At 49.9% G+C, this 26,873-nt stretch carries 25 protein-coding genes; 17 read left to right on the forward strand and 8 right to left on the reverse strand.

The genetic code is table 11. The features are described from left to right. Positions 1-8: 8 nt before the first annotated feature. The 7 genes from ACM5Q9_RS12990 to ACM5Q9_RS13020 all read left to right on the forward strand — a co-directional run bounded on the left by ACM5Q9_RS12990 (position 9) and on the right by ACM5Q9_RS13020 (position 6,735). Positions 9-569, forward strand: coding sequence for a shikimate kinase (locus ACM5Q9_RS12990; RefSeq protein ID WP_418145162.1), 561 nt, complete (start codon positions 9-11; stop codon positions 567-569). A gap of 3 nt (positions 570-572) precedes the next feature. Beyond that, entirely contained in the window at positions 573-1,655 is a 1,083-nt protein-coding gene (gene aroB / locus ACM5Q9_RS12995) for a 3-dehydroquinate synthase (protein WP_418145163.1), read from the forward strand. 6 nt (positions 1,656-1,661) lie between these two features. Then, positions 1,662-2,786 (forward strand): deoxyguanosinetriphosphate triphosphohydrolase, encoded by a 1,125-nt coding sequence (locus ACM5Q9_RS13000; RefSeq protein WP_418145164.1) that lies wholly within the window; start codon positions 1,662-1,664, stop codon positions 2,784-2,786. Positions 2,787-2,905: 119 nt separating this feature from the next. Next, positions 2,906-3,754, forward strand: coding sequence for a helix-turn-helix domain-containing protein (locus ACM5Q9_RS13005; RefSeq protein WP_418145165.1), 849 nt, complete (start codon positions 2,906-2,908; stop codon positions 3,752-3,754). 152 nt (positions 3,755-3,906) lie between these two features. Beyond that, entirely contained in the window at positions 3,907-4,290 is a 384-nt protein-coding gene (locus tag ACM5Q9_RS13010; RefSeq protein WP_418145166.1) for a CidA/LrgA family protein, read from the forward strand. Then, entirely contained in the window at positions 4,280-4,999 is a 720-nt protein-coding gene (locus ACM5Q9_RS13015) for an LrgB family protein (protein WP_418145167.1), read from the forward strand. Before ACM5Q9_RS13010 ends, ACM5Q9_RS13015 begins: the two co-directional genes overlap by 11 nt. Positions 5,000-5,112: 113 nt before the next feature. Continuing rightward, complete coding sequence (locus tag ACM5Q9_RS13020) at positions 5,113-6,735, forward strand: acyl-CoA synthetase (RefSeq protein WP_418145168.1); 1,623 nt, start codon at positions 5,113-5,115, stop codon at positions 6,733-6,735. Here the strand turns inward: ACM5Q9_RS13020 and uvrA are convergent. After that, positions 6,715-9,594 (reverse strand): excinuclease ABC subunit UvrA, encoded by a 2,880-nt coding sequence (gene uvrA / locus ACM5Q9_RS13025; RefSeq protein ID WP_418145169.1) that lies wholly within the window; start codon positions 9,592-9,594, stop codon positions 6,715-6,717. The genes ACM5Q9_RS13020 and uvrA overlap by 21 nt on opposite strands. 141 nt (positions 9,595-9,735) lie before the next feature. On the opposite strand from uvrA, the gene ACM5Q9_RS13030 reads away from it, so the two are divergent. Further along, a complete protein-coding gene (locus ACM5Q9_RS13030; protein ID WP_418145170.1) occupies positions 9,736-10,971 on the forward strand; it encodes an MFS transporter in 1,236 nt (411 codons plus the stop codon). Positions 10,972-11,065: 94 nt separating this feature from the next. After that, entirely contained in the window at positions 11,066-11,557 is a 492-nt protein-coding gene (ssb, locus tag ACM5Q9_RS13035) for a single-stranded DNA-binding protein (RefSeq protein WP_418145171.1), read from the forward strand. Positions 11,558-11,707: 150 nt separating this feature from the next. Here the strand turns inward: ssb and ACM5Q9_RS13040 are convergent, their stop codons facing one another. The 4 genes from ACM5Q9_RS13040 to ACM5Q9_RS13055 are packed head-to-tail and all read right to left on the reverse strand — an operon-like array spanning position 11,708 to position 14,752. Continuing rightward, entirely contained in the window at positions 11,708-12,436 is a 729-nt protein-coding gene (locus ACM5Q9_RS13040) for an amino acid ABC transporter ATP-binding protein (protein ID WP_418145172.1), read from the reverse strand. Positions 12,437-12,457: 21 nt separating this feature from the next. Beyond that, complete coding sequence (locus ACM5Q9_RS13045; RefSeq protein WP_418145173.1) at positions 12,458-13,150, reverse strand: amino acid ABC transporter permease; 693 nt, start codon at positions 13,148-13,150, stop codon at positions 12,458-12,460. Further along, complete coding sequence (locus tag ACM5Q9_RS13050) at positions 13,150-13,878, reverse strand: amino acid ABC transporter permease (protein WP_418145174.1); 729 nt, start codon at positions 13,876-13,878, stop codon at positions 13,150-13,152. The genes ACM5Q9_RS13045 and ACM5Q9_RS13050 overlap by 1 nt, the downstream gene beginning before the upstream one ends. 58 nt (positions 13,879-13,936) lie before the next feature. After that, positions 13,937-14,752 carry an ABC transporter substrate-binding protein gene (locus ACM5Q9_RS13055; RefSeq protein ID WP_418145175.1) on the reverse strand — a complete coding sequence of 272 codons (816 nt, stop codon included), beginning with the start codon at positions 14,750-14,752 and terminating at the stop codon, positions 13,937-13,939. 413 nt (positions 14,753-15,165) lie between these two features. On the opposite strand from ACM5Q9_RS13055, the gene ACM5Q9_RS13060 reads away from it, so the two are divergent. Further along, positions 15,166-15,627 carry a cytochrome c gene (locus tag ACM5Q9_RS13060; RefSeq protein WP_418145176.1) on the forward strand — a complete coding sequence of 154 codons (462 nt, stop codon included), beginning with the start codon at positions 15,166-15,168 and terminating at the stop codon, positions 15,625-15,627. A 76-nt stretch (positions 15,628-15,703) separates the two neighbouring features. Here the strand turns inward: ACM5Q9_RS13060 and gadC are convergent, their stop codons facing one another. The 3 genes from gadC to ACM5Q9_RS13075 form a co-directional block, all read right to left on the reverse strand. After that, positions 15,704-17,245, reverse strand: coding sequence for a glutamate:gamma-aminobutyrate antiporter (gene gadC / locus ACM5Q9_RS13065; RefSeq protein WP_418145177.1), 1,542 nt, complete (start codon positions 17,243-17,245; stop codon positions 15,704-15,706). A gap of 145 nt (positions 17,246-17,390) precedes the next feature. Next, positions 17,391-18,788 carry a glutamate decarboxylase gene (locus tag ACM5Q9_RS13070; protein WP_418145178.1) on the reverse strand — a complete coding sequence of 466 codons (1,398 nt, stop codon included), beginning with the start codon at positions 18,786-18,788 and terminating at the stop codon, positions 17,391-17,393. A 459-nt stretch (positions 18,789-19,247) separates the two neighbouring features. Continuing rightward, the gene (locus tag ACM5Q9_RS13075; RefSeq protein WP_418145179.1) at positions 19,248-19,418 is read right to left on the reverse strand and encodes a hypothetical protein; all 171 of its coding nucleotides are present in this window, start codon (positions 19,416-19,418) and stop codon (positions 19,248-19,250) included. Positions 19,419-19,569: 151 nt separating this feature from the next. Here ACM5Q9_RS13075 and ACM5Q9_RS13080 point away from each other — a divergent pair, with 151 nt between their 5' ends. From ACM5Q9_RS13080 to ACM5Q9_RS13110, 7 genes are all read left to right on the forward strand, one after another. After that, positions 19,570-20,364 (forward strand): metallophosphoesterase, encoded by a 795-nt coding sequence (locus ACM5Q9_RS13080; protein WP_418145180.1) that lies wholly within the window; start codon positions 19,570-19,572, stop codon positions 20,362-20,364. A gap of 65 nt (positions 20,365-20,429) precedes the next feature. Continuing rightward, a complete protein-coding gene (frmR, locus tag ACM5Q9_RS13085; protein WP_418145181.1) occupies positions 20,430-20,705 on the forward strand; it encodes a formaldehyde-responsive transcriptional repressor FrmR in 276 nt (91 codons plus the stop codon). Between the two features lie 57 nt (positions 20,706-20,762). Next, the gene (locus tag ACM5Q9_RS13090; protein WP_418145182.1) at positions 20,763-21,872 is read left to right on the forward strand and encodes an S-(hydroxymethyl)glutathione dehydrogenase/class III alcohol dehydrogenase; all 1,110 of its coding nucleotides are present in this window, start codon (positions 20,763-20,765) and stop codon (positions 21,870-21,872) included. Positions 21,873-22,161: 289 nt separating this feature from the next. After that, the gene (gene cysP, locus ACM5Q9_RS13095; RefSeq protein WP_169293389.1) at positions 22,162-23,172 is read left to right on the forward strand and encodes a thiosulfate ABC transporter substrate-binding protein CysP; all 1,011 of its coding nucleotides are present in this window, start codon (positions 22,162-22,164) and stop codon (positions 23,170-23,172) included. Positions 23,173-23,181: 9 nt separating this feature from the next. Further along, entirely contained in the window at positions 23,182-24,027 is an 846-nt protein-coding gene (cysT, locus tag ACM5Q9_RS13100) for a sulfate ABC transporter permease subunit CysT (protein ID WP_169293390.1), read from the forward strand. An 8-nt stretch (positions 24,028-24,035) separates the two neighbouring features. Further along, on the forward strand, positions 24,036-24,887 hold the full coding sequence (gene cysW / locus ACM5Q9_RS13105; RefSeq protein WP_169293391.1) for a sulfate ABC transporter permease subunit CysW: 852 nt from the start codon (positions 24,036-24,038) through the stop codon (positions 24,885-24,887). Between the two features lie 322 nt (positions 24,888-25,209). Continuing rightward, on the forward strand, positions 25,210-26,871 hold the full coding sequence (locus tag ACM5Q9_RS13110) for an ABC transporter substrate-binding protein (RefSeq protein WP_169293392.1): 1,662 nt from the start codon (positions 25,210-25,212) through the stop codon (positions 26,869-26,871). Positions 26,872-26,873 lie beyond the last annotated feature (2 nt).

A 26,873-nucleotide genomic window follows, 5' to 3' on the forward strand; every position in this document is an offset into this window, starting at 1 on the left:
TTAAATTTATGAGTGAAATAATACATGATACTACCCCTGTCAGGTTGTCCACCAGACAGCCAGTGTTTTTGGTGGGCATGATGGGGGCAGGCAAAACAACAATAGGACGGGCCCTGGCCCGGGCAATGAATCGGGATTTTCTGGATCTCGATCATGAAATTGTCGGGCGGTGTGGGGTCAGCATTCCATTTATCTTCGACATCGAAGGCGAGGAAGGGTTCCGTAACCGTGAGAGTATGGTGCTTGAAGAGGTTGCGCAGATTGATGGCATCGTCCTGGCTACCGGTGGTGGTGCCGTGCTAAGAGAAGAAAACCGTGCCATTCTGCGACGCCGGGGTGTTGTGATTTACCTGAAAGCCAGTGCCGATGAGCTTTATCGCCGGGTCGCCAAAGACCGGAACCGGCCTTTGCTGGCCACGCCTAACCCGAAAGCCAGGATTGTTGAATTGCTGGCACAGCGTGAATCCCTGTATGAAAGTGTGGCCGACCTGACGATAGAAACGGGTTCAGGTTCCATCTCGTCGGTAGTTAAGACCATTCATAATTTGTTGCAAAAAAACCAGGAGTAAAGCATGAGTATTGTTAACGTTAACACCGAAGGAGGCGCTTATCCCATTCATATTGCCCCCCATTTGTTGCAGCAGGTAGGTACTTCCATTCCTGCTGATGCCACCTCAGTGGTCCTGATCAGCAATCCCACCGTTTATGGCCTGTATGGCAAAACGGTTTTGCAGTCACTGGAAGCCACCGGCAAGAAAATCAATGTATTCGAAGTGCCTGACGGTGAAGCCTACAAGACACTGGAAACCCTGAACAGCATCTATACCTGGCTGCTGGAGCAGCGGCTGGACCGCCGTGCGGTTATTGTTGCATTGGGTGGCGGGGTTATCGGCGATATGTGCGGTTTTGCCGCGGCAACCTATATGCGGGGTATTCGTTTCATTCAGGTGCCGACTACGTTGCTGGCTCAAGTGGACTCATCGGTGGGTGGCAAGACGGCGGTCAACCACCCCATGGGCAAGAACATGATTGGCGCATTTTATCAGCCGATTGCCGTGGATATTGATACCACCGTACTGCGTACCTTGCCCGAGCGTGAAATTGCAGCAGGCCTGGCCGAGGTGATCAAATACGGCCTTATCCTGGATGCCGGCTTTTTTGATTGGTGCGAACAAAACGTGGCCAGCCTCAAGGCGCTAGAGCCTGAAGCCATCGGCTATGCCGTTCAGCGCTCTTGCGAACTCAAGGCTTATGTGGTGTCCCAAGACGAAAAAGAAACCGGCATGCGTGCCATCCTGAACCTGGGGCACACGTTTGGCCATGCCATAGAGGCCGGTCTTGGCTTTGGTACCTGGTTGCACGGAGAGGCCGTGGGCTGTGGCATGGTGCAGGCGGCTGAATTGTCTGCGCGGGTATGCGGTTTTCCACAGACGGATGTTGAAAGGGTCAGGGCATTGGTGGCAGCCATTGGTTGCCCGGTTACCGCCCCTGATCTTGGAACTGACAAATGGATCGAACTGATGCAAATCGATAAAAAGGCCGAAGGAGGCAAAATCAAATTCATTGTCATGCCAGGCATCGGCCAGGCGAAAAGCCAAACGGTACCTTGGGAAGACTTGGTGCTGGTTTTGAAGAAAACAACACAGGAAGGGTAAATCAACATGACAACGCTGGCACCGTATGCAACTAAACCCGAAGATACCCGTGGCAGGGTTCACCGGGAAATCGAAGATCCAAGTCGCAATCCGTTCCAGCGTGACAGAGACCGGATTATTCACAGTTCCGCTTTTCGGCGGCTCGAATATAAAACACAGGTTTTTGTCAATCATGAGGGGGACCTGTTCCGGACCCGCCTTACCCATAGCCTGGAAGTGGCCCAGATTGGCAGGGCCCTTGCCAGGACATTGCGCCTGAACGAGGACCTGGTGGAAGCCATTTCCCTGGCCCATGACCTTGGGCACACCCCGTTTGGCCATGCCGGCCAGGACGCCCTGAATGCCTGCATGCGGGAAAAAATACCGCAGGCGGGCGGCTTTGAGCATAACCTGCAAAGCCTGCGGGTGGTTGATGAGCTTGAAGAGCGTTATGCCTCGTTTAATGGCTTGAACCTGAGTTTTGAAACCCGTGAGGGTATTCTTAAGCACTGTTCCCTTTCCCATGCCCGCAACCTTGGCGAAGTGGCCCGGCGCTTTATCGACAAAAAGCAGCCTGGCCTTGAGGCTCAACTGGCTAATCTGGCGGATGAAATTGCCTATAACAATCACGATGTCGATGACGGGCTTCGGTCAGGATTGATCACGGTTGATCAATTGCTATCGGTAGAATTGTTCGCAAGTCATTATCAAAATGTTTGTAATATATATCAGAATGTTTCTGAAAAGAGGCTAATTTCCGAAACAATTAGGCGCATAATAAATACATTAATTGTTGATCTTGCACAAAATACGGCACTTAATATCAAAACATTTGAGATAGAAACACTAAAAGATGTATATAATGCACCCATGCTTGTTGCATTTTCAGCCCCCATCAGGAAACAGGCAAATGAGCTTAAGCGGTTCCTTATGGAAAATCTTTACCGGCATTACAAGGTCATGCGCATGTCGGGTAAAGCAAAGCGAATCATTACTGATTTATATAGTGCTTTTCTGGAAGATCCCCGTTTGCTGCCTAAAGATTATCAAGTACAGGATGAGCTCGCACAGGGCCGTTCCATTGCTGATTACATTGCTGGAATGACTGATCGATATGCAATTAAAGAGCATAAAAGATTGTTTTTGATTTAGTTTTATTATTTTAATAACTTTTGTTTTGATAAAAAACAAAACCAAAAACAATCCGATGAAGATTTGTTTACAAACTGAAACGAATCAATTGTTATTAAATTTAATAAAACTCCACAATTATGCAAGCTAATGATGATTTTTCATTGTCCCATATATTAATTATTGATAATGAAATACATGGACGTAATGCGCTGATGAATATCTTGCGGGAAAAAAACTCCCGTATCAGTCATGCTTTTGATGGTTTACAGGGATATGAGCGGGCAGTCGCCAATCGTCCAGACCTGATTCTTTCAAACATACAATTACCCAAACTGAATGGCGTTACGTTGTGTCGACGATTGAAGGCCAACCCATTCACCAACGATATCCCCATGATTTTCTATGGGCAGGAAGAAAATCCTGAAAACCGGCTGGAAGCGTTTCGTAGTGGTGCAGTTGATTACATTCCCAATGATTGCTCCGACTACGAGGTGATTGCCCGGATTACCGTACATTTGTCTTTGGCAAGCAAAAAACGCATGATTCAATCCATGGAGTTGGGCCTCAAGCAGGAAATGAATTCTTTTTCCGCTTTTTCTCCACGGCCCATGTCCTGCCAGGAAACTCTGGACGATGCGCTCGTGGTATCCATTGTGCAAAAATATGTACAGGAACACCTTAACGAACCGCTTTCCATTAGCCATCTGGCTGAAGTGGCCGGCATGCACGAAAAACGCTTGACCAAGGCTTTCCAGGATCATCTCAATATCAGTGTCTTTGAGTTTGTTCGTGATACCCGCATGCACGAGGCAAAACGCCTGTTACTGGAAACCTCCTTGCGTACCCTTACCATCGCTGCAGAAATCGGCTATTCGAGTTCTGCCAATTTTTCAACGGCATTCCAGCAGTTTTACGGGGTTTCGCCCTCGGTGTTCAGAAAATATAAAGGTAATGTTGAAGAGGCACTGCAGGTAGCCCACGCCTGATTAAACAGGCTAGGTTTGTTGTGTGTTTGCAAATATGGCCGCCTGTGCGGCCATCTTCATATCGGTTGTCTTAATTTGAAAGTGATGCCTGCTGGCGTGCAAGCGGGTAAGATGGCGGTATTGGTACAACAATTACAAAAAGCGGGGGGGTAATGTTACTGACGCTGGCTGTTTTATGTTTTTTCCAGGCATTGGGAGAGCTGGTGTCGGTGCTCTCGGGTTTGCCTGTGCCCGGACCGGTGCTAGGCATGGTTTTTTTGTTCATCACCCTGTTGCTAAAACCAGGCTTGATCCAGCATATTGCGGCATCCGCCGAGCAATTGCTTAAGTCAATGATGATTATGTTTATCCCGGTCTGTGTGGGTATCATGACTTCTTATACCTTGCTCAAGGGCCAATGGCTGGCGTTGGTCGCCGGTATCGTGGTTAGCACCGTGCTGGCCATGGCGGTGGGGGCGTTGGTGATGCAAACGGTCATGAAGCGACTTGAAAAGCAGGCCCATGATTCGCAAAAGGGGGCGCCCGATGTTGAATGATTTCTGGCTCCCGTTTACCAAGACCCCGCTGTTTGGCATTTTGCTAACCTTGCTGGTGTATGCCTTGGTTGCCTGGCTGGCCAAAAAAAGCCGCTTTCATCCTTTGGTCAACCCCGTTGCCCTGTCGGTGCTCCTGATTGTGCCTTTCCTTGTGTATGCAGGAGTTCCTTATGAAGACTATATGGCGGGCGCGCAATATATTTCTTTTCTGCTGGGTCCGGCTACGGTTGCGCTGGCTATACCTTTGGCTATGCAGCTTGAGCGGGTCAAAAAGGCCTGGCTGCCCTTGGTTTGCGGTTTGCTGGCGGGCTCGCTGACGGCGGTGTTGTCGGTGGTGCTGGTGGCTGCTTTCCTTGGCGCTGAAGACGTGCTGCTCATTTCCCTGGCACCAAAATCGGCCACCATGCCGATTGCCATGGGGGTCAGTGAGAAACTGGGGGGGCTGGCGTCGCTGGCAGCGGTGGGGGTGATGGGCACCGGTATCTTTGGTGTCATGAGCGCCCGTTATGTTTTCAGGTTAATCAACATCGAGTCGCCGGAAATCAGGGGTTTCATGCTGGGCCTGACCGCGCACGGTATTGGCGTTGCCCGCGGTTTCCAGGTTAGCAATGAAATGGGTACCTTTGCCGGCCTTGGCATGAGCCTGAACGGGTTGTTGACCGCTTTCCTGGTACCGCTGGTGGTGACCTTGCATTTTGTCTTGTTTTAAGCCATGGATTGGGGGCTGTTTTGCAACCGTCCTGTATGATTTTCCCTGATGGTCGGGGTTGAATTGCCAGTGCTAGAATCAAGTCAATAATGACTCAAAAGCAGGAGACACGGGTGCTGATTCAAAAGCCAACTTACGGGCAAACCTATGAGGCGTTCAAATGGGAGATTCCGGCCAATTTCAATATCGGGGTGGATGTTTGCGATAAATGGGCCGATGGGAGTGGCCGCCTGGCCTTGATCCAGGAAAGAGCCGCCGGTGATAGCCGCCGTTATACCTTTGACCAGCTCAAGGCGTACTCCAACCAGTTTGTCCACGTGCTACAAAAGGCGGGGGTAGGCAAGGGGGACAGGGTGGGCATTTTGCTGGCGCAGGGGGTTGAAACAGCGATTGCCCATATTGCCGTGTACAAATTGGGGGCGATTGCGATTCCCCTGTTTTCCCTGTTCGGCATAGATGCCCTGCAGTACCGTCTTGCCAACTCGGGCGCCAAGGTCCTGGTGACCAACCAGGACGGCATGGCCAAGTTGCAGGATATCCGTGACAGCCTGAATGAATTGCAGGCGGTTTTCAATATTGATATTGAAAAATCCGCAGAGGGTGCCACTGCCTTCTGGCCAGCCTTGAAGCAGGAAGCGCCAGATTTCACGCCGGTAAACACCCTGGCTGAAGACCCGGCCGTTATCATTTATACCTCGGGTACTACCGGTAAGCCTAAGGGGGCCTTGCATGCCCACCGGGTGCTGTTGGGACATTTGCCTGGGGTGGAGATGTCGCATAATTTTCTATTGGCTGAAGACAGCCTTATGTGGACGCCGGCCGATTGGGCCTGGATTGGTGGCCTGTTTGATGTACTGATGCCTGCCTGGCATCATGGGATTCCGGTGCTTGCCTGCCGCTTTGAAAAATTCACGGCCGAAGCCGCTTTTGAGCTGATGGAGCGACACCAGGTTACCAACGCCTTCCTGCCGCCCACGGCCCTGAAAATGATGCGCCATATCGAGAACCCGCAACAACGCTGGCGCCTTAAGTTGCGCACGATTGCCAGTGGAGGGGAATCCTTGGGGCTGGAGCTGATTGAATGGGGACGGCGCAACCTGGGTCTCACCATTAACGAGTTTTATGGCCAGACCGAATGCAATATGATTGTTTCCGCCTGCTCGGCCCTGTTTGAGCCGCAGATTGGCAGCATCGGCAAGGCCGTGCCCGGGCATCATCTGGCGATTGTGGACGAGCAGGGTCAAGTCTTGCCCAATGGCCAGGAAGGCAATATTGGGGTGCTGGCACCTGATCCGGTCATGTTTCTGGCGTACTGGCAGAATCCTGAAGCGACATGGGAAAAATATGCAGGAGCCTATCTGGTGACCGGGGATATGGGGGTGCAGGATGAGAACGGTTTTATCCGCTTTGTAGGCCGGAACGATGATGTGATTACCAGTGCCGGTTACCGGATTGGCCCGGGGCCCATTGAGGACTGCATTCTGGGACATCCTGCCGTTAGCATGGTGGCGGTGATTGGCCTGCCCGATGCCGAGCGCACCGAAGTGGTGACCGCTTTTGTGGTACTTAGTGAGGGTGTTGCCGAAAGCGAGGACCTGAAAAAAGAAATTCAGGCCCATGTGCGCCATCGTGTAGCTGCCCATGAGTACCCACGCCAGATTCATTTTGTGCCTGGGTTACCCATGACGACCACGGGCAAGATCATTCGCCGGGAATTACGCCAGCAGCGGTTTTAAATAACGGCCGGTATGGCTCTTTGGGTGGTTGGCAATATCTTGCGGCGTGCCTTCAGCCACAATGGTGCCACCGCCCTGGCCGCCTTCGGGGCCCATGTCCACGACCCAGTCTGCGGCCTTGATTACATCCAGGTTGTGTTCAATCACCACCACGGTATTACCGGCATCCACCAGCTGGTTGATGACTTCCAGCAATAGGGCAATATCGGCAAAATGCAGACCGGTGGTGGGTTCATCAAGCACATACATGGTTTTGCCGGTGCTGCGCTTGGACAGTTCCAGTGACAGCTTGATGCGTTGTGCCTCGCCACCTGAAAGCGTGGTGGCGCTTTGCCCCAGGCGGATATAGCTCAGGCCGACATCCATGAGGGTTTGCAGCTTGCGGGCGATCAGGGGAACCGCGCTGAAATATTCAAGTGCCTGCTCTACCGTAAGATCAAGGACATCGCTGATGGTGCGGCCACGGTAGCGGATTTCCAGGGTTTCCCGGTTATACCGCTTGCCATGACAGGTGTCACAGGGTACGTACATGTCGGGCAGGAAATGCATTTCCACCTTGATCACGCCATCGCCCTGGCAGTTTTCGCAGCGTCCGCCCTTGACGTTAAAGGAAAAACGCCCTGGATCATAGCCGCGGGCCCGGGCTTCGGGCGTACCGGCAAACAATTCGCGAATGGGGGTAAACAGGCCGGTATAAGTGGCCGGGTTGCTGCGCGGGGTGCGCCCGATCGGGCTTTGGTCCACATTGATGATCTTGTCGAAATGCTCCAGCCCTTCGATATGGGAATAGGGGGCGGACTCTGCCTGGGCACGGTTCAGTTCCCTTGCCATGATGGTGGCCAGGGTATCGTTGATCAGGGTGGATTTGCCGGAACCGGAAACCCCGGAAATGCAGATCAGCTTGCCAACCGGAATGCTCAGGTTGACCGATTTCAGGTTGTTGCCGGTACAGCCATACAGTTTCAGCCAGGGTTGTTCCTCATCAAGCGGGCGGATGTTGCCGACATTGATTTTTTTGCGGCCGCTTAAATAATTGCCGGTCAGGGATTGCGGGTTGGCTTCAACTTCTTGGGGGCTGCCCTGGGCAATCACCCTGCCACCATGTTCTCCGGCACCGGGACCCATGTCCACGACCCAGTCGGCGGCGCGGATCATGTCTTCATCATGCTCTACCACAATCACGCTATTACCCAGGTCACGCAAATGCTGGAGCGTATGGATAAGACGGTCGTTATCGCGCTGGTGCAGGCCAATCGAGGGCTCATCCAGCACATACATCACTCCTGTCAGCCCCGAGCCAATCTGGCTGGCCAGGCGGATACGCTGGGCCTCACCACCGGAAATCGTATCGGCACTGCGGTCCAGTGACAGATAGTTCAGTCCCACATCATTCAGGAACTGCAGGCGCGACTGGATTTCACGCACAATCCGGTTGGCGATTTCCTGCTTGGCACCGTTGAGCTGCAGGTTTTGGAACCATTCCAGGCATTTGGAAAGCGCCATGGCTTCCACTTCGTAAATGCCCAGTCCGCGCTTGGCGCCTTCCCGCTCTTCGTTGCCAATCAGTACATTCCGGGCATCGGCACGCAGGCGGGAGCCATTACATTCGGGACAGGTTTGCAGGCTGCGGTATTTGCCCAGTTCTTCGCGTACGGCGCTGGAATCGGTTTCCAGCCAACGTCTTTCGAGATTGGGAATAATGCCTTCGAAGGCGTGTGTCTTGAAGGTGCTGAGTCCCTTGTTGTCCAGGTACAGGAAAGAAATTTCTTCTTCGCCGGAACCGTATAAGACAATTTGCTTTATGTGTTCAGGCAGGGATTCGAAGGCCTCGTCGATATCGAATCCGTAATGAATGGCCAGGCTGTGCAGCAGGGAATGGGTAAAGGCATTGCGTTTGTCCCAGCCCTTGATGGCGCCGCTGGCCAGGCTTAACTCTGGAAAAGCCACAATCCGCTTGGGGTCAAAGATATGAACATGACCCAGGCCATCACAGCGTGGGCAGGCCCCTACCGGGTTGTTAAAGCTGAACAGGCGCGGCTCCAGTTCAGCCAGGCTGTGATTGCAGACAGGGCAGGCATAGCGGCTGGAGAAGGCATGTTCAATGTTTTCATCCAGGTCCAGTACAATTACCCGGCCATCAGCCAGCTTGATCGCGGTTTCAATGCTTTCGGCCAGGCGTTGTTTGCTTTCTTCGCGCACTTTCAGGCGGTCAATCACCACGTCGATATTGTGTTTTTCGTTTTTGTTCAGGGGCGGGATGCGGTCAAGTTCGATCATGGCGTCGTCGATGCGAACGCGAATAAAGCCCTGGGCCTGAAACTGGATGAATTCATCTTCAAAGCTGCCCTTGCGATTGCGGGCAATCGGTGCCAGCAAGGCAATCCGGGTTTCGGGTTTCAGCGCCAGAATGAAATCAACCATCTGACCAACGCTTTGGGCCTGCAGCGGCTCTCCATGTTCGGGGCAGTACGGCGTGCCGACGCGGGCAAACAGCAGGCGCAGGTAATCGTGGATCTCTGTAATGGTGCCAACCGTAGAGCGTGGGTTGTGTCCGGCCGCTTTCTGTTCGATTGAAATCGCGGGTGACAGGCCTTCGATCATGTCGACATCAGGCTTGTCCATGAGTTGCAGGAACTGGCGGGCATAGGCCGAGAGGCTTTCCACATAACGGCGCTGGCCTTCGGCATACAGCGTGTCAAACGCCAAGGAAGACTTGCCCGAGCCGGATAGGCCGGTCATGACCACCAGTTTGTGACGGGGCAAATCAAGTGAAATATTCTTCAGATTATGCGTGCGGGCACCGCGGATGCGGATTGCATCCCTGTTGAAGTCACCGGTTGTGTCCGGGGATGTATCCATTACCATTGTTAATACTAGCTTCCAGTTAGATGAGTCTGGTTTTCGTTAGCCGAATGCATAACTATAACGCAGTCAGCCAGTCTGCGTTACACTCTTATAAAGATATCCTCCAATTAGTTGGTTATTAATTAAATCCCTCACATGTCCATTAAATCTAGAATCAGTCACCCTGATTCCCGTCATGCCCCCCGGCAACCGCGGGAAAAACTCAAGTTAACACCGATAGAAAGAAAAGCCAGCATTTCCCTGGCTTTATTGTTTGCCGTGCGCATGCTGGGGCTGTTCCTGCTGACCCCTGTGTTTGCCGATGCCGCCAAAACCCTGACCAACGGCAATAATGCCGCCCTGGTGGGGGCGGCCATTGGTGCTTACGGTATTACCCAGGCCATCATGCAAATTCCGCTTGGCATGGCGTCCGACAAGTTTGGAAGGCGTCCGGTCATTATCTTCGGCATGCTGTTGTTTGTCATTGGGGGCATTATTTGTGCCAATGCCGAATCCGTGACGACGGTTATTATTGGCCGGGCCATCCAGGGATTTGGCGCGGTTTCCGCGGCCATTACCGCCTGGGTTGCCGATGCCACTCGCCCTGAAGTACGTACCCGGGCCATGGCCATGGTGGGCGCCTCCATTGGTGTTTCCTTTGCGGTTTCACTGGTGCTGTCGCCCTTGCTGGTCGAATGGAGCGGCTTGCCCGGCCTGTTCTGGGTCATCAGCCTGTTGGGTTTTGTTTGCCTGTTACTGGCCACGCTTATTGTGCCTGTGGTGCCCATGCATGGCCAAGCGGTATCGCAAAAATCACGCGCAGCCGATGTGTTCAAACATGCCGATTTGCTGCGCCTGAACTTCGGGGTTTTCTGCCTGCATTTTATTTTGATGTCCATCTTTGTGGTGGCCCCTCCCTTGTTGATGGAGCTGGGTGGTTATACCGTGGGTAATCTTTGGGAGGTTTACCTGCCAGTTATATTGGTGGCATTTGTGTTAATGGTACCGGCGGTTTTCTATACCGAAACCCGTCATATTCATAAATTAAGCCTTGAAATCTGTGTGGCAGCCCTGGCCGTGGTTATGGCTATGATGCCGCTGGCCAGCCAGTCTTTTGCCGCTACCATGGTGGCCTTTGTGCTATTTTTCATCGCGTTCAATATCCTGGAAGCCTTGCAGCCTTCAATGGTTTCCCGCTTTTCACCGCCCGAGCATAAAGGCTTGGCCCTGGGGTTCTATAATATGTCCCAGGCACTGGGTGTTGCCGCTGGTGGCGCTATTGGCGGCCTGGTGGCGCGTTATGCGGGGCCTCCAAAAGTATTCCTGCTGGGGGCATTGCTGGCGGCAGTCTGGTTCTTTGTCTCCAGGGGCCTGAAAGGTGTTAGGCGATAGCCACAATGGTTATAATGCGCACATGATTCTTCTGTTAACCGGCTTGTTTTTTTAAGATTCAGGCCAGGTATATGCAAATTGTTAGGAAATTTTTATGGCATCAGTCAACAAAGTTATTTTAGTGGGAAATCTGGGGCGTGACCCTGAAGTCCGTTACAGCCCTGACGGTGCTGCAATGTGTAATATCTCTATTGCCACCACCTCTAGCTGGAAAGATAAAAACACCGGTGAGCGCCGTGATGAAACCGAATGGCATCGCGTTTCTTTCTTTGGTCGCCTCGCTGAAGTTGCCGGTCAATACCTTAAAAAAGGCAGCGCCGTGTATGTGGAAGGCCGCATCAAGACACGCAAATGGCAAGACAAAGAGACCGGGCAGGATCGTTATTCAACTGATATCATTGCCGATCAGATGCAAATGCTGGGTGGTCGTGCCGACTCTACAAGCATGGGTGGCGATGATTTCAGTGATTCTTATGCGGCACCTCGCCAGCAACCGCAGCGTGCACCGCAAAGCCAGCGTCCATCAGCACCTGCTGCCGGTTCTGCCAGCAATATCATGGATATGGACGACGATATACCGTTTTAAGCTTTACCAGAAACATTATATAGTTAATTAATTTCTATTTGGTTTGGTTTAACCAGCTGATTTTAATAGAAAATTATTCAACAAGAAGCCCTTCAAATGCATAAATATTTGAAGGGCTTTGTTTATAGTTGAAGCAAGTTGGCTTGAGCGTTAAAGCAAGCGTGACAGGAAATTACGTGCCCGTTCAGAGCGATTCTGTATGTCATTGAAAAACGACGCTGTGGGGCAATCTTCCAATATGTGCCCTTTATCCATGAATACAATCCGGTCGGCCACTTTTTGTGCAAAACCCATTTCATGCGTTACGCATATCATCGTCATGCCCTCTTGGGCTAACTCAACCATCACATCAAGCACTTCTTGCACCATCTCCGGGTCCAGGGCAGAGGTGGGCTCATCAAACAGCATGCAGACTGGATTCATGCAAAGCGCCCTTGCGATGGCCACACGCTGTTGCTGGCCGCCTGAAAGGCTGGCCGGATAACGGTCCTCAAAGGTGGCCAAGCCGACGCGGTCCAGGTATTTTTTGACCTGTTCATTGGCTTCTTCTTTTGAGCGTCCAAGCACTTTTTGTTGCGCCAAGGTTAAATTTCCCCTGACGGTTAAATGCGGAAACAATTCAAAATTCTGAAAAACCATGCCGGCTTTGGCACGTAAAGCGGGCAGGTTTGTAGCCGGATCGCCAACAGATGTGCCATTCACCGTAATGGTGCCTTGCTGAAACGGCTCCAGGCCATTGACGGTTTTAATCAAGGTTGATTTGCCCGAGCCTGAAGGCCCGCAAATAACCAATACTTCCTGTTTGTTGACGTGTATGGAACAGTCTTTTAATACCTGAGTTGTTCCATACCACTTGGAGATGTTTTCAATGCTGATCATAGGGGCATATTTGGAAATAAATTACGTGTGGGCTGATTTTGCCTGGTAGCGTTTTAACAAGGCATTGGCAACAAAAGACAGGCCAACACAATATATATAATAAATAACGGCAACAAACAGGAATATTTCTGCCGGATATACCATTACCCGGTTACTGACCTGAGTGGCCACAAATGACAGTTCGGCAACGCCAATCACATAGGCAAGAGAGGTGTCTTTAATGAGTGATACCCATTGATTGATGAATGAGGGCATCATGACCGGCAGGGCTTGGGGTAAAATGACATAACGCATGACCTGATGGGGTTTCATGCCCAATGCCGCGGCAGCTTGCCATTGGCCGGCCGGTAGGCTACGAATGCCGGCATAGACGGCATGGGCCAGGTAGGCGCCGCCAATCAAAGATAAAGAGCAAACCACCGTAATGGTTCCCGGAATATCAATATGAAAAAGAATGGGCAATAAAAAATAAACCCAAAAAATAAGCATGATGACCGGAATCGCCCTGAAAAACCCCAGGAAAGTAAGCAGTGCCGTATGAACAATGCCTTTTGTTAATGCAAGGGTGATGCCAAATGCCAATCCCAGAATGGCGGAAGCAAGGGCGGAAGCAATGCTTAAGATAATGGTGAGTGCCGCGCCTCCCAGGGGGCCGTACGGATAAGCACCAATTAAAAAATAGGTCAGGTTATTGCTGATGACGGTGAAATCCATTAGCGCCTGCCTTGTACGAATGTACGGGATTTCAGGATGTATTGGCCCACCACTTCAAGCACCACAATTGCCAGAATATAAAGAATAGTGGCAATCCCAAAAGCCTGGAATGTTTTAAATGTTTCAGTTTCTACCTGCCGGGCAGCATAAGACAGTTCTGCCACACCGATGGCCATGGTCAAAGAGGTATTCTTGATGGTATTCATGTATTGCCCCAGTAAAGACGGAAAGGCATTGCGCACTGCCTGGGGAAAAATCACGTAACGCCACATTTGCGAGGCTTTCATGCCCAATGCCGTGGCGGCAAACCGCTGTTGGATGGAAACGCTTTGTACGCCTGAACGAAGTTCTTCGGCAATAAAGGCGGCTGTATAAAGCGTTAAACCGGTGAAACCGGCAATATATTCAAAAGCAGGCCAATGAATATCACCCATAAAAACAGTCCAGATATGGGGGGTATTCAGCCATGTGACGGCAGAAGCGGGAAGGAGCGAAGAAACACCAAAATACCAGAAAAACAATTGCACGAGTAAAGGCGTGTTCCTGAAAATGCTCAGGTAAATTTTGGCAGGTATGGTAAAAAAGGCCGAATGGGAAACCCTGGCCAGACAAACAAAAAATCCCAGCAGCGTAGCGGCCAGGGAAACACAAAAAGACAGGATTAAGGTTACGCCAAAACCGGCCAACAGCCAGTTGACGTAATGCGGGGCAAGCCAAAAATCATTCATTTTTTTTATTTTGTAGAACCCGATAGTTTTACCTATCGGGTTGCCGGATTATTATTTTTTATTTGTTGCCAATTTTATAAATACGTTGCAATGGTGTTTTGGTGTCCGGGCCAAACCAGGTGTTATATATTTTTTCTGCCTCACCAGATGCTTCCAATTCAAGCAAAGCGTTGTCCACAAATGCTTTCAATGCCGTTTCACCTTTGGGTATGCCAATTCCGATCAAGTCGTCTGAAATTGAAAATGCGGGAATTTCATAGTTTTCTTTATCAGGTACATTGGCCAGCAAGCCGATTAATTTAGGGCCGTCTTGTGTAATGGCCTGTACATTGCCATTACGTAATGCGGTAAAGGCAAAGGGCGTATCATCATAGGCAACCAGTTTGGCTTGCGGGTATTTTTCACGTAGAACGATTTCATTGGTGGTGCCTTTATCAACACCAATACGTAAACTGTTTAATTGGTCCGGAGAGCTTAATACCCCTTTTTTGGCAATAAATTGCTGGCCTGATGCGAAATAGGGAATACTGAAATCAACCTGTTTGCCGCGTTCTTCCGTGATGGTAAAGTTTGCCAGGACTAAGTCCACTTTATTTGATGTTAATAAAGGTACACGGTTGGCCGGGTTGGTGGGCACCACTTCCAGTTTTACGCCCAGCTTGTTTGCCAGTGCTTGTGCATAATCGACATCCAGCCCGTTAATTTGGCGGGTTTTTTCGTTTACAAAGCCAAATGGCGGGTTACTGTCAAAAGAGGCTACTTTAAGTACGCCGGCTTTTTTAATATCTTCCAGGCGATCGGCGTGTGCCGCACCGGAAAAACCGGCAAAAAAAGCAGTGGCTACCAAGGCTAAAGCCGTAATTTTGTTTTTCATTATCAATTCCATTTCAATTGGGCAGGTTGCGTAAATTGTTCTGTTTATTAACAGAATGTGACTTATTACATCACGTTGCAGCCCGGGAATAGAAATATAAAAAAATTGGTAATTTATAACAGAAAGGTATAATAAATATAATTTTTATAATTCCTTGGTATGTATAAAATTTGCTTTATGGCCCCAGTCTAACGGGGGGGTTAAGACTGTTTCGGCTTTTTTTTCAAATCATGTCAGCTATTAATTTCATGTCTGGACTCCCGGGTTTGGCCGGACTGTTTTTAGCGAATTACAGGGCCCGGGTTATACACTATCCAAGAAAATGGCACGGATTTTTTAGTGCAATCAGGCAGGTACTGGTTATCATTATTGCCAATACACATTGGCAGTTAACAATACCAAAGGAGAGTTCCATGAGTATTATTTTTAAGTCCCGTTCGCTATTGAGTATTGCCTTGTCTGTCACATTGACAGCGTTTGCCACTGGTGTTCATGCTCAGTCCGTGCAAGATGAAAAGCCCATGGCGCTTCGCGCTGTCATGAAACAGCTTGGCGATGATATGCAGGCAGTCACCGGTGCAATTTCCCATGAAGACTGGGCACTGGTTGCCGGGTTGGCATCAAAAATTGCCAACCATGCCGAACCCCCTCCAGAGGAAAGGGTGAAAATCATTACTTGGCTGGGTGCTGACGCCAGCAAATTCCGGGGTACCGACCTGAAGATGAAAGAGGCAGCAACAGAGATGGGCGAAGCGGCAAAGCAGGCTGATGGACCAGGTGTTATTGCAGCGTTTTCAAAAACGCAGCAGAATTGCCTGGCTTGTCATCAAATTTTCCGTCAGTCGTTTATCAAGCAGTTTTATGATAATCGTTAAAGATCAGGGGACGATCTGTTGCAAAAATGGGGGATGCCATTTTGGGTCAAGTCCCCCATTTTGCTGTTATTGGCCGTTAGGCGTTTTCATCGGCCTCTTTGGACAACAGATGGTGCGGTGAACGTGCCCGTGGGTGCATGAAGAAATGCCCTTTGGGTGCATTCTGTGACGTGATGGGTACCAAGGTGACGTTGGTTTTCTTGCCACGTTTATCATGGATGGCATAGATGATAAATGGCAGGGCCACAACGATCAGGAAGCTGACCACCAGCAATGTTACGTAGCTTTCATCTGCAGCGGCACCAGGCAGCGAGCTTGGCGGGAAGAAAGAGATGATAAACGCCAGCACCGAGATGATAAAGCCGGTTGAGGCAACCAGAATCTTGACACCATTGCCACCGGGAATGTTAAAGGCGCGTTCTTTTTCAGGTTGCTTGCGTACCAGATGGATGTACCCGAGAAACAGCAGGAAATAGCTGCACAGGTAAATGACCACGGTGAGCGCCAAGGCAATCAGGAACGACATGTTTCCACCGCCTCCACCGGTATTGGTCAACACAATAATGGCAACGCTCGTAATCAAGAGTTGAGAAATAACCAGTCTGACCGGTACCCCGTTTTTGTTTACTTTCGAAAAGGCGGCGGGCAGGATTCCTTTTTGTGCGGTGACATACATGCCGCGTGAAGGACCAACAATCCATGAAGCGATTTCAGCCAGCACGCCAAGCATCAGGAATGCAGCGATTACGCGTACCGTCCATTCAAAACCGGGGCCGAAATGGTTAATCAGTACGTTGAACGTTTGCACCACACCGGCGGAAAGGTTGATTTCAGCATGAGGAATGACAGATGCTACTGACAGGCCGCCAATCGAACTCAGGCAGATGGCGGCAATCATCAGGAGCAACATGGCCATCGGGTAGTCGCGCCCGGGGTTTTTCATCTCGTTTACATGGGTGGCAGAAGCTTCGACGCCCATATAGCTCAGGATGAAGGCAACAAAGACCACCAGGGTACCGATTTGGGTGAAATCCGGGAAAAACGTGGATGCACTCATTTCAATAGCCAGGGGGGCACCGCTTAGCAAATAGCTGATGGCGAGCACAACCAGCACAAGCGCAGGTAACAGAATACCGGCAAAAAAACCGATTTTGGCAATTTGTGCGGTATATTTGGTGCCGCCAAATTGTGTAAAGGCCAATGCCCAGAGGATAATCAGGGCAGCAACGGTTTTGGTGGTTGGATCCGTATTAAGTGCTGGCCAGTTCAGGATATAAGAAAGTGCGCCTAAAACAAAATACAGCATGGGGATGAAGCCCACGGCGATCTGGAGGTAGCCGAAGGAAATGGCGGCAAAGCCCCATTTTTCACCGAGTGTATTGGATACCCAGGTGAATACACCGCCTTCTTCCCAGCCCTTGACGGTAGCCATTTCTGCTGCACACAGGCCAACCGGAATGAACCATAAAAGTCCGCCAAGAAGCAGGAAACACACCAGGCTGAAGCCGGATGTCGCAAAGGTTGGGTATTCATAAACGGCCATCACCATGGATGCGGTAATGGCAAAAAAGCCCAGCAGGGAAAGTTGTTTGCTGGCATTGGACGCAGATGGTTTCACGATCGCTGTCTCCATGAAGAATAGGGTACAAGATACCGACAAGGCCAATAGGTAATTGGCCTTATGCGTGACGACACTTTTGGGCAAGGTCAGAAAAAAGCATTGCCAAAAAGTGTCGATTTACATTACACGGCAGAAAAGCGGATTATCCGTGGTTGAAGCCGGACCCTTCTTTTTCAGTCAGGGGCCGGGAGACAGGGTGTTTTTCGAAGTAGTCGAGCGCCCGTTTCATGTCTTCAATCAGCAGGCTGCCCAGGTCCATGCTGACACCGTGGCGGACAAGAATACGTTGAACGACCAGGTCTTCGCGGTTGGCAGGCATGGAATAGGCAGGAACCTGCCAGCCTCGGCTGCGCAGGCGATCGGCAAAGTCATAAAGGGTGTAGCCACCAATCGCCTGGTCTTCTTTCAGTTTCCAGGCCAGGGCTGGAATGCCTTTTTGGCTGTCGCCATCGAAGAGGATTTCAAAGGGACCAAGCTTGCCGATTTCTTTGGCCAGGTATTGCGCGGTTGCATAGCAGGCGTTGTGGATTTTGGCGTAGCCTTCGCGGCCCAGGCGCAGGAAATTATAGTACTGGGCAATGATCTGTCCACCGGGGCGGGAAAAGTTCAATGCAAACGTGGGCATATCGCCGCCCAGGTAATTGACATTGAAAATAAGCTCTTCGGGCAAGTCAGTTGCTTCACGCCAGACAACCCAGCCGGCACCTAAGGGAGCCAGGCCAAATTTATGGCCGGAAGTATTGATGGATTTGACGCGTGGCAGGCGGAAGTCCCACTCGATATCGGGTGCGCAAAAAGGAGCCAGGAAGCCGCCGCTTGCGCCGTCTACGTGTATGGGGATGTCCAGGTCGGTTTCTTCTTGCAGTTTGTCAAGGGCATCATGTACTGCCTTGACCGGTTCGTATTGGCAGGTGAAGGTGACACCCAGGGTAGGTACAACACCGATAGTGTTTTCATCTACGCGCTTGAGCACTTCTTCAGGGCTCATGATCAGGCGGTCGCCTTCCAGCGGAATTTCACGCAGTTCAACATCGAAATAACGGGCAAATTTATGCCAGCAGATTTGTACCGGACCGCAAATCAGGTTTGGCTTGTCAGTGGGTTTGCCCAGTGCCTGGCGTTTTTTGCGCCAGCTCCATTTCAGGGCCAGGCCACCGAGCATGGCGGCTTCGGAAGAGCCGGTGGTAGAGCAGCCCAGGGTGTTTTCCGCATCGGGAGAATGCCACAAGTCAGCGATCATTCTTACGCAACGAGCCTCAATCTCGGCGGTCTGGGGATATTCATCCTTATCGATCATGTTTTTGTCGATGGACAGATCCATGAGGTCGCGGATTTCGTCATCGACCCAAGTCTGGCAAAAGGTGGCCAGGTTTTGTCGTGAGTTGCCGTCAAGCATCAATTCATCGCGAACAGCGGCAAAAACATTTTGCGGGTTGCGTTCATGTGAAGGGAATTTGCTTTTGGGTAAGGAGGAAGAAAGTTCGAGCGATGAGTACACATCGTCAAGTTGATTAAAGCTCGTATCTGGATTTTTAGTCATTTTACTATCCTAAGCGCGAACGTGTTGTGAAAGTTAAGGTTGAGGATTGACTGTTGCTGATCATAAAAGCAAAATACTGTGCGTTTATGACAAAAAAATTTTAGTTCTGAAATTTTTACATTGAAATTTAACAGAATGAACAACCGAGGTAAGTTTTCATTTTCAATTTTTATTAAATATTACTGTCATTATTTAGGTATTTCAATGGTAAATTTATTAATGTACATTTCTTGGTGAAGGTGAATATATAAGAATTGTAAATTTCAACCCGTTTTTTTTCATAATAAGAAATGCCTGCCTGAGATTGGATCCAGTGAGTCCAATCTCAGGCAGGCAAGTTACTGTTTAGCGGTTAAATTCCAGGCTTGGTGTGAGCTTACCCCTCTGGCAACAATCTGGCTTGACCATTTCCTGAAGGACGATAGTCATCGGAATTGATGTGGTTTTAACTGAAAACAATCAACTCTGGATGGTCCGCATTCTCGAAAATCCGCTTGACTCTTTCTTGCCATACAGTTTTTGCAAGGCTTTGAGGGTCATCAGGTAGGCCCGGCAACGGTTGGGCAGGAGTGTCCAGCCAGCTTTACGATGTCCCGCTTTTATTTTTTCCATAAGCCGGTATGAGCGCATGGGTATTTGCAGGGCAGAATGAAACTGGCCGTGATTTTTAATGCATGTCTTGTTGAGGCTGGCGGATACTGCTTCAAAATTGCCAATATTCGGGCTATCCTGTGAACCAGTATGTAAAGCTTATTGAATCCTCATTGTTACAGGCAAACCCATGTTAAAAGTTGGCATCCACAGCGATCTGCATACCGAGTTTAGTGCATGTACCATTACTAATTTGCCAGAACTGGATGTCCTGGTGCTGGCCGGTGATATGGGAGACTTGTCTTCGATGGCCCACTTTTTGGGCCGAATCAGGCGCGAGGCCCCCGGATTACCCGTTCTGTATGTATTAGGCAATCATGAATATTATGGCCTTGAGTTTGAAAAGGCCAAACAATATTACCGTCAGCTTTGTGAAGCTTATCAGGTAACCCTGCTGGACAATGAGGTGGTGCAAATAGGCGATGTGCTGTTTGTAGGCAGTACGCTCTGGACTGATTTTTCACTGGCTGGGCAGGCCGATATTTCCATGCAGTGGGCCCGTAAAAAAATTCCCGACTTCCGGAAAATACATTGTTATTCCGCTAATGGCAGTCTGGTGGCGATGCAGCCAGCCAATACGGTCAAAGAATATAAAAAAGCCTGTGCCTTCATTCGGGAAGCCTTGCTGTCAGAAAACAAAGCGGTCAGGAAAAAAGTGGTGGTTTCACATTTTCTGCCTGCCTTCGAGTTGCTGGCTACGGCTTATCGCCAGGATGCTGATGCGCTGATTCAGAGTGCTTATTGGGCCACGGATATCCCGCATTTATATCAATTGGCCGATGTCTGGATATACGGTCACAGTCATGATTGTATTGAAACCACGGTGGGGGCAACTCGTTTTCTGTCGAATCAGCGAGGCTATAGCAAAGTCATGAATCAGGTACAGTGTGAGGATTATCAGCACGGTTATTGTATTGAAATTTAACCCTTTTATTTTCAAATTTCCTCTGATATACTATACCCTAGTATATTATTTAAGGGCAATATCTCATGCCACATTCGCCTCAGGAAAAGAAACGTGTACTCGCACGCATACGCCGTATTCGCGGTCAGTGTGATGCGCTTGAACGTGCGCTTGAAGACGGGGCCGATTGTGGTCCCGTACTGCAGCAGATTGCGGCTATCCGCGGTGCTGTAAACGGCCTGATGTCGGAAGTGATGGAGGCCCATATACGCGAAGAGTTCGGTCAGTCGGATCTTTCGGCAGAACGGCGTGCGCAAAGCGTCAATGAGTTAACCGGTCTGGTCCGCTCATATCTGAAATAATATAAAGCGGCCGTTGCCGCATTCCCTCTGAACAAACTGCTATTCCAGGAGAAAACCATGAAATCACGTGCCGCAGTTGCTTTTGAACCGGGCAAGCCTTTGCAAATTGTAGAGATTGATGTTGAACCACCCCGTAAAGGCGAGGTGCTGGTCAAAATCACCCATACCGCCTTGTGCCATACCGATGCCTATACGCTTTCCGGGGTTGATCCCGAAGGGGTTTTTCCGGCCGTCCTGGGCCATGAAGGTGGCGGTATTGTGGTGGAAGTGGGCGAGGGCGTGACCAGCGTCAAGCCGGGTGACCATGTGATTCCCCTTTACACGGCAGAATGCGGCAAGTGCAAATTCTGCACATCGGGTAAAACCAATCTGTGTTCATCCGTTCGGGAAACCCAGGGCAAGGGCCTCATGCCCGACGGCACCACCCGTTTCAGCTATAACGGCCAGCCCATTTACCACTACATGGGCACCAGTACTTTCAGTGAATACACAGTGGTGGCCGAAGTGTCGCTGGCCAAGGTCAATCCCGAGGCACCGCTTGAAAAGGTCTGCCTGTTGGGTTGCGGTGTCACCACTGGTATTGGAGCGGTTCACAACACCGCCAAGGTCAAAGAGGGAGACACCGTGGCCGTGTTCGGTCTGGGCGCCATTGGCCTGGCGGTTATCCAGGGAGCCGTGCAGGCCAAGGCCGGCCGGATTATTGTCATAGATACCAACCCCAATAAGTTCATTCTGGCCAAGGCACTGGGCGCGACCGATTGCGTCAACCCCAAAGACCATGACCGCCCCATTCAGGACGTCATTGTTGAAATGACCGATGGCGGCGTGGATTTCAGTTTTGAATGTATCGGTAATGTTGATGTGATGCGTTCAGCCCTGGAATGCTGTCATAAAGGCTGGGGTGAAAGCGTGATTATTGGTGTGGCGGCCGCCGGTCAGGAAATCCGGACCCGTCCATTCCAGCTGGTCACCGGTCGGGTCTGGCGTGGCAGTGCCTTCGGGGGTGTCAAAGGGCGTACCCAATTGCCTGGCATGGTAGAGCAGGTCATGGCCGGAGAGCTTGATCTTGATCCGTACATTACCCATACCTTGCCGCTGGAGCGCATTAACGAAGCGTTTGACCTGATGCATGAAGGTAAATCCATCCGTGCGGTAATTCATTATTAATGTGTCATTGACCTGCCTGGAAAAACAGGCGGGTTTTGAGACCGAAGCGGCTTTGCGTTGGCTGGCGGGACCAGCGGGCAAAGCCGCTTTTCATTGTTTGTGGATGAATATTTAATATATCTTTTGGTAATATGGAAATTATTATTTAGTCGTTCCTATGTATATATCTCTTTGTTATTCTTGCTTCAACCTTACGCTAATAACTTCCAGTTGGCAACGAAGCAAACACTGTGGGTAAAAGAGAATAAAGGTGCCTGCAAAATTTACTTATTTGAATGAGATATAGATTATGTTGAAGAAAATAATTCTGGCTGTGGCAACGGTATCCGCTTTTTCAGCAACAGCGGCGCATGCCCAGGAAAAAGCCATACTGAATGCCTCTTATGATGTTGCCCGCGAGCTGTTTGGCGCCATTAACCCCAAGTTTGTCGAATACTGGAAAGCCAAAACGGGCGAGGACGTCAAGATTGACCAATCGTTTGCCGGTACTTCCCGCCAGGCCCAGGATATCGTCCAGGGCAAAAAAGCGGACGTGGTGACTTTCAATCAGGTGACGGATATCAATTTTCTGGAAAAGAATGGCCTTGTTAAAGAAGACTGGCAGAAGGCGTTTGCAAACAACAGCTCTCCTTACTACAGCACGATCGCTTTCCTGGTACGCGAAGGCAATCCCAAGAACATCAAAACCTGGGATGACCTGGTGCGTGAAGATGTAAAAGTGGTTTTTCCCAACCCGAAAACATCCGGCAATGCGCGCTACTCTTACTTGGGCGCCTGGTTATATGCCAATGAGAAATTCAATGGTGATGAGGCCAAGATTAAGGAATTTGTCGGCAAATTGCTGGGTAATGTGGTTAACTTCCCGACAGGTGGCCGTGCCGCAACGGTTGCCTTTGCCCAAAACGGGCAGGGTGATGCACTGCTGACCTTTGAATCGGAAGTAATTAACATTGCCAACGACAAAGAATATAAAGACAAGGGCTTTGAAGTGGTGGTGCCACCGGTTTCCGTACTGGCCGAATTCCCGGTAGCCGTGGTGGACAAAGTGGTCGATAACCGTGGTACCCGAGATCTGGCAAAAGAATACCTGCAGTTCCAGTACAGCAAGGATATCCAGCAACTGTTAACCACGTTTAATCTGCGTGTGCATGACCCTGAAGTGGTCAAGGCAACAGAAGCCCAGTATGCGCCTGTACGTACCATTAACCCTACCGATGTTTTGGGATCATGGAATGAAATCCAGGAAAAACATTTTGGTTCAGGCGGTATACTTGACGGTTTATTGTCCAAGCGTCGTTAAATATTCTTGATGTCAACCACATTCTCATTTTTTAAACGGACACCGTTGCTGCCGGGCTTTGGCCCGACCTTCGGTTTTTCCGTTTTATACATCAGCCTAATTATTCTGGTTCCCCTGTCCACCCTGCTGGTTTACGTAAGCGGGATGACATGGGCAGAGTATTGGGGCGCCATTACCGACCCGCGCGTGCTAAGCAGTTATCGGGTGACTATTCTGGGTGCTTTGTATTCAACTATCCTGGTCTGTGTGATCGGGTTTTTGTTTGCCTGGATTATTACCCGCTATGACTTCCCGGGCAAACGCCTGCTTGATTCTTTAATGGACTTGCCGTTTGCCCTGCCCACCGCGGTTGCCGGGCTTACCTTGTCGGCCCTTTTTGCACCCAGTGGCTGGATCGGGCAGTGGTTTGCCGCCATGGATATCAAGATTGCCTACGCTTTTCCGGGTATTGTGGTGGCCATGATTTTCACCAGTATTCCTTTTATTGTGCGTTCGGTGCAACCGGTGCTTGAAGACCTCAAGGGCGAATACGAAGAAGCGGCTTCCATGCTGGGGGCTAATAAATGGCAGACATTTTCCCGGGTGTTGTTTCCGGCAGTCAGGCCAGCCCTGATAGCCGGTGCATCGCAGGCTTTTATCCGTAGCCTGGGCGAATTCGGGGCAGTTATCATGATTGCCGGCAATATTCCTTTCGAAACCGAAGTGACTTCACTCATGTTGTTTGTGCGTTTGCAGGAGTTCAATTATCCGGCAGCAGCGGCAATTGCCTCTGTGGTATTAGTAGCTTCCCTGTTATTGCTGTTTGTCTTGCAATGGTGGCAAAGCAATTTCCTTGATAAATACGAAGACAGGTAGAAGATAAAATGAGTGGACAAAAACCGGATACTTTTGGGCAATGGTTTCTGATTGGCTTGGGCGTTGTCTTTGCCATCGTTTTGCTGGTTCTGCCTTTGGTATTGATTTTCACAATGGCACTGGGTGATGGCCTTGCCGCTTTGTGGAGCAATCTTTCCGAAGATTATATGTTGCATGCCATTGGCCTGACGGTGCTGGCAGCACTGGTTGCGGTGCCTGTCAATATCGTGTTTGGCATCATGTTGGCATGGTGCATTACCCATTACGAATTCAAGGGCAAAAAGCTGTTGCAGGCACTGGTCAATATTCCTTATGCCACTTCGCCGGTAGTGGCCGGTTTCTGCTACTTGATACTGTTTGGCCGGGAAAGTGCCTTGGGGCAATGGTTATCGGCCAATGACATCCAGGTGGTGTTCGCCTGGCCTGCCATCATTCTGGTGACCCTGTTTGTGACTTCACCTTATGTGGCCCGTATTTTGATTCCGCTCATCAGGGCCCAGGGGCTGGATGAAGAAGTAACCGCCCTGACGCTGGGTGCCAACGGCTGGCAAATCTTTACCAAAGTAACCTTGCCCAATATCAAATGGGGTCTGCTGTATGGTGCCGTGTTAAGCAACGCACGTGCGGTGGGTGAATATGGCGCGGTGGCGGTGGTGTCCGGTACCATCATGAACCAGACCCTGACCTTGCCATTGCTGGTTGATCAGCTGAATAATGACTATAAGGTGGCAGCGGCCTTTACGGCAGCCAGTGTGCTGGCCTTGATGGCATTAATGACATTAGTGCTGAAAATCCTGATGGAGTGGCTTGAGCGGCGCAAGGAAGAGCGTCACAGGCAGCCGGTTCCCGGGCGAAGGTAAAACTGGAAATAAATAATTCTGATCTTTTAAGATTGCGTATGATAAGCACTGGTATTTGACCAGTGCTTTTTTTTTATTTCATTTTTATGAAGTGTAATTTAAATTTAAATATTATTTTTATATGTACTTATATTAATAATGTTTCAATCATATTAAGTTTAAAAATTAAGTTTATAAACAATATATATTTAAATCAATATTAGTAATTACCCTGAAATATAGCCTACCTAAAATTCCATAAAAATTATTTTTAAAAAATAATTAATTGTTAATTAATGACAAAAAATTACTGTCATTTGTGTGTCATTTTTATGGAAGTTGTATGAAAATTACCCGTCGCGGCATGCTGCTGATAAGCACTGCCTTTGCCTTTTCTTCGCCTTTTTTTTCCGGCCAGTTGCTGGCCCAGCCTGTTGATGACAGGCCGGTTATCACGGTTGCCGTGCAACAAGTTGTGAACTCGGGTTCCCTGGATCCTTTGCGTGAGCAAAGCAACGTTGGCGGACGCGTACTGCCCATGATCTACTCAGGCCTGATCGAGGTCAATGCAACCGGTGATATGTCGCAAAAACCAGGCATTGCTGAATCATGGAAACGGATTGATAACAATACCGTAGAGTTGAAGCTGCGCAAAGGGGTGAAGTTTCATAATGGTGAAGAACTGACCGCAGAAGACGTGGCGTTCAGCTTTGGCCCGGAGCGCATGTTTGGCAAGACCCAACCGCGCCGTGCAGAGAATGACAATAAAACCATTGCAGTGGACTATGGTAAAAAACTGGCTACCGTCAATACCAAGACCACAATTGAACCTCCGCCAGAGGTAGTTGCCATTGCGCGTCGCTTGTGGCCTTCTGTTGAAGAAGTCAAAGTGATTGATGACTATACGGTACATCTGGTTAATGCAGTACCTGATTTGACATTGGAGGGCCGTTTGACCCGTGTGGGTGCCGAGATTGTGTCGAAAAAAGCGTATCTGTCTGCTGAAGACTGGAACAGCTGGGCACGTAACCCGGTTAGTGCTGGTCCTTTCAAGGTTAAAGAATTTAAGCCTGACCAATATTTGATACTGGAAGCTCACGATGAGTATTTCGGCGGCAAGCCCAATGTAAAAGAAATTCGTTATGTGGTTGTGCCCGAGGTGTCTTCCCGGATTAATGGTCTGCTTTCCGGCCAGTATGATTTTGTGACCGATGTGCCTTCAGATCAAATCAAGACTATCGAAGCCAATGGCAAGTTCGAAGTGGTGGGTGGCCCGGTTCTGAATCACCGTATTGTTGTTTTCGACAAGAATCATCCTGTGTTGGCCAATCCCAAAGTGCGTCAGGCGATGACCCATGCGATTGACCGTGAGGCGATTGTGCAAGCTTTGTGGGACGGTCGCACCAGCGTACCGGCTGGTTTGCAGTGGGAATATTACGGTGACATGTTCCTGAAAGATTGGACAGTGCCTGAATATAACCCTGAGCTGGCTAAAAAATTGCTCAAGGAGGCCGGTTATAACGGAGAGCCTATTCCTTACCGCATTTTGAACAACTACTATGGAAACCAAACCCAGACTGCCCAGGTTTTGGTTGAAATGTGGCGTGCGGTTGGCTTGAACATCGAGTTGCAAATGAAGGAAAACTGGCCACAGGTTTCTGAAAAGACCAATCGTGGTGCACGTGACTGGTCCAACTCGGCAACATTTAGTGACCCGGTCAGTTCTTTGGTGAACCAACATGGCCCGAATGGACAGCAACAGCAAAATGGTGAGTGGGCCAATGAAGAGTTCAACAAGCTTTCCCTGCTTTTGGAAACATCGGTTGATCCTGAAGAGCGCAAGGCAACTTTCCGTCGCATGCTGGAAATCAGCGAGCGCGAGGATCCCGCTTATACCGTGTTGTATGGTACGGCTGTGTTTTATGGCAAGCGTAAAGACATCGACTGGAAATGGTCTCCCAATTTCATGATGGATTTCCGCGCTGAAAACGTCACATTCAAATAAAG

It is taken from the genome of Advenella sp. RU8 (genome assembly GCF_048381675.1).
GTDB lineage: Bacteria > Pseudomonadota > Gammaproteobacteria > Burkholderiales > Burkholderiaceae_B > Advenella.

Bases quoted from the DNA above. Each gene is read 5' to 3' on its own strand.
- ACM5Q9_RS12990 (WP_418145162.1), top strand. From the start codon at position 9: ATGAGTGAAATAATACATGATACTACCCCTGTCAGGTTGTCCACCAGA.
- aroB (WP_418145163.1), top strand. From the start codon at position 573: ATGAGTATTGTTAACGTTAACACCGAAGGAGGCGCTTATCCCATTCAT.
- ACM5Q9_RS13000 (WP_418145164.1), top strand. From the start codon at position 1,662: ATGACAACGCTGGCACCGTATGCAACTAAACCCGAAGATACCCGTGGC.
- ACM5Q9_RS13005 (WP_418145165.1), top strand. From the start codon at position 2,906: ATGCAAGCTAATGATGATTTTTCATTGTCCCATATATTAATTATTGAT.
- ACM5Q9_RS13010 (WP_418145166.1), top strand. From the start codon at position 3,907: ATGTTACTGACGCTGGCTGTTTTATGTTTTTTCCAGGCATTGGGAGAG.
- ACM5Q9_RS13015 (WP_418145167.1), top strand. From the start codon at position 4,280: ATGTTGAATGATTTCTGGCTCCCGTTTACCAAGACCCCGCTGTTTGGC.
- uvrA (WP_418145169.1), bottom strand. From the start codon at position 9,594: ATGGATACATCCCCGGACACAACCGGTGACTTCAACAGGGATGCAATC.
- ACM5Q9_RS13030 (WP_418145170.1), top strand. From the start codon at position 9,736: ATGTCCATTAAATCTAGAATCAGTCACCCTGATTCCCGTCATGCCCCC.
- ssb (WP_418145171.1), top strand. From the start codon at position 11,066: ATGGCATCAGTCAACAAAGTTATTTTAGTGGGAAATCTGGGGCGTGAC.
- ACM5Q9_RS13040 (WP_418145172.1), bottom strand. From the start codon at position 12,436: ATGATCAGCATTGAAAACATCTCCAAGTGGTATGGAACAACTCAGGTA.
- ACM5Q9_RS13045 (WP_418145173.1), bottom strand. From the start codon at position 13,150: ATGGATTTCACCGTCATCAGCAATAACCTGACCTATTTTTTAATTGGT.
- ACM5Q9_RS13050 (WP_418145174.1), bottom strand. From the start codon at position 13,878: ATGAATGATTTTTGGCTTGCCCCGCATTACGTCAACTGGCTGTTGGCC.
- ACM5Q9_RS13055 (WP_418145175.1), bottom strand. From the start codon at position 14,752: ATGAAAAACAAAATTACGGCTTTAGCCTTGGTAGCCACTGCTTTTTTT.
- ACM5Q9_RS13060 (WP_418145176.1), top strand. From the start codon at position 15,166: ATGAGTATTATTTTTAAGTCCCGTTCGCTATTGAGTATTGCCTTGTCT.
- ACM5Q9_RS13070 (WP_418145178.1), bottom strand. From the start codon at position 18,788: ATGACTAAAAATCCAGATACGAGCTTTAATCAACTTGACGATGTGTAC.
- ACM5Q9_RS13075 (WP_418145179.1), bottom strand. From the start codon at position 19,418: ATGCGCTCATACCGGCTTATGGAAAAAATAAAAGCGGGACATCGTAAA.
- ACM5Q9_RS13080 (WP_418145180.1), top strand. From the start codon at position 19,570: ATGTTAAAAGTTGGCATCCACAGCGATCTGCATACCGAGTTTAGTGCA.
- frmR (WP_418145181.1), top strand. From the start codon at position 20,430: ATGCCACATTCGCCTCAGGAAAAGAAACGTGTACTCGCACGCATACGC.
- ACM5Q9_RS13090 (WP_418145182.1), top strand. From the start codon at position 20,763: ATGAAATCACGTGCCGCAGTTGCTTTTGAACCGGGCAAGCCTTTGCAA.
- cysP (WP_169293389.1), top strand. From the start codon at position 22,162: ATGTTGAAGAAAATAATTCTGGCTGTGGCAACGGTATCCGCTTTTTCA.
- cysT (WP_169293390.1), top strand. From the start codon at position 23,182: ATGTCAACCACATTCTCATTTTTTAAACGGACACCGTTGCTGCCGGGC.
- cysW (WP_169293391.1), top strand. From the start codon at position 24,036: ATGAGTGGACAAAAACCGGATACTTTTGGGCAATGGTTTCTGATTGGC.
- ACM5Q9_RS13110 (WP_169293392.1), top strand. From the start codon at position 25,210: ATGAAAATTACCCGTCGCGGCATGCTGCTGATAAGCACTGCCTTTGCC.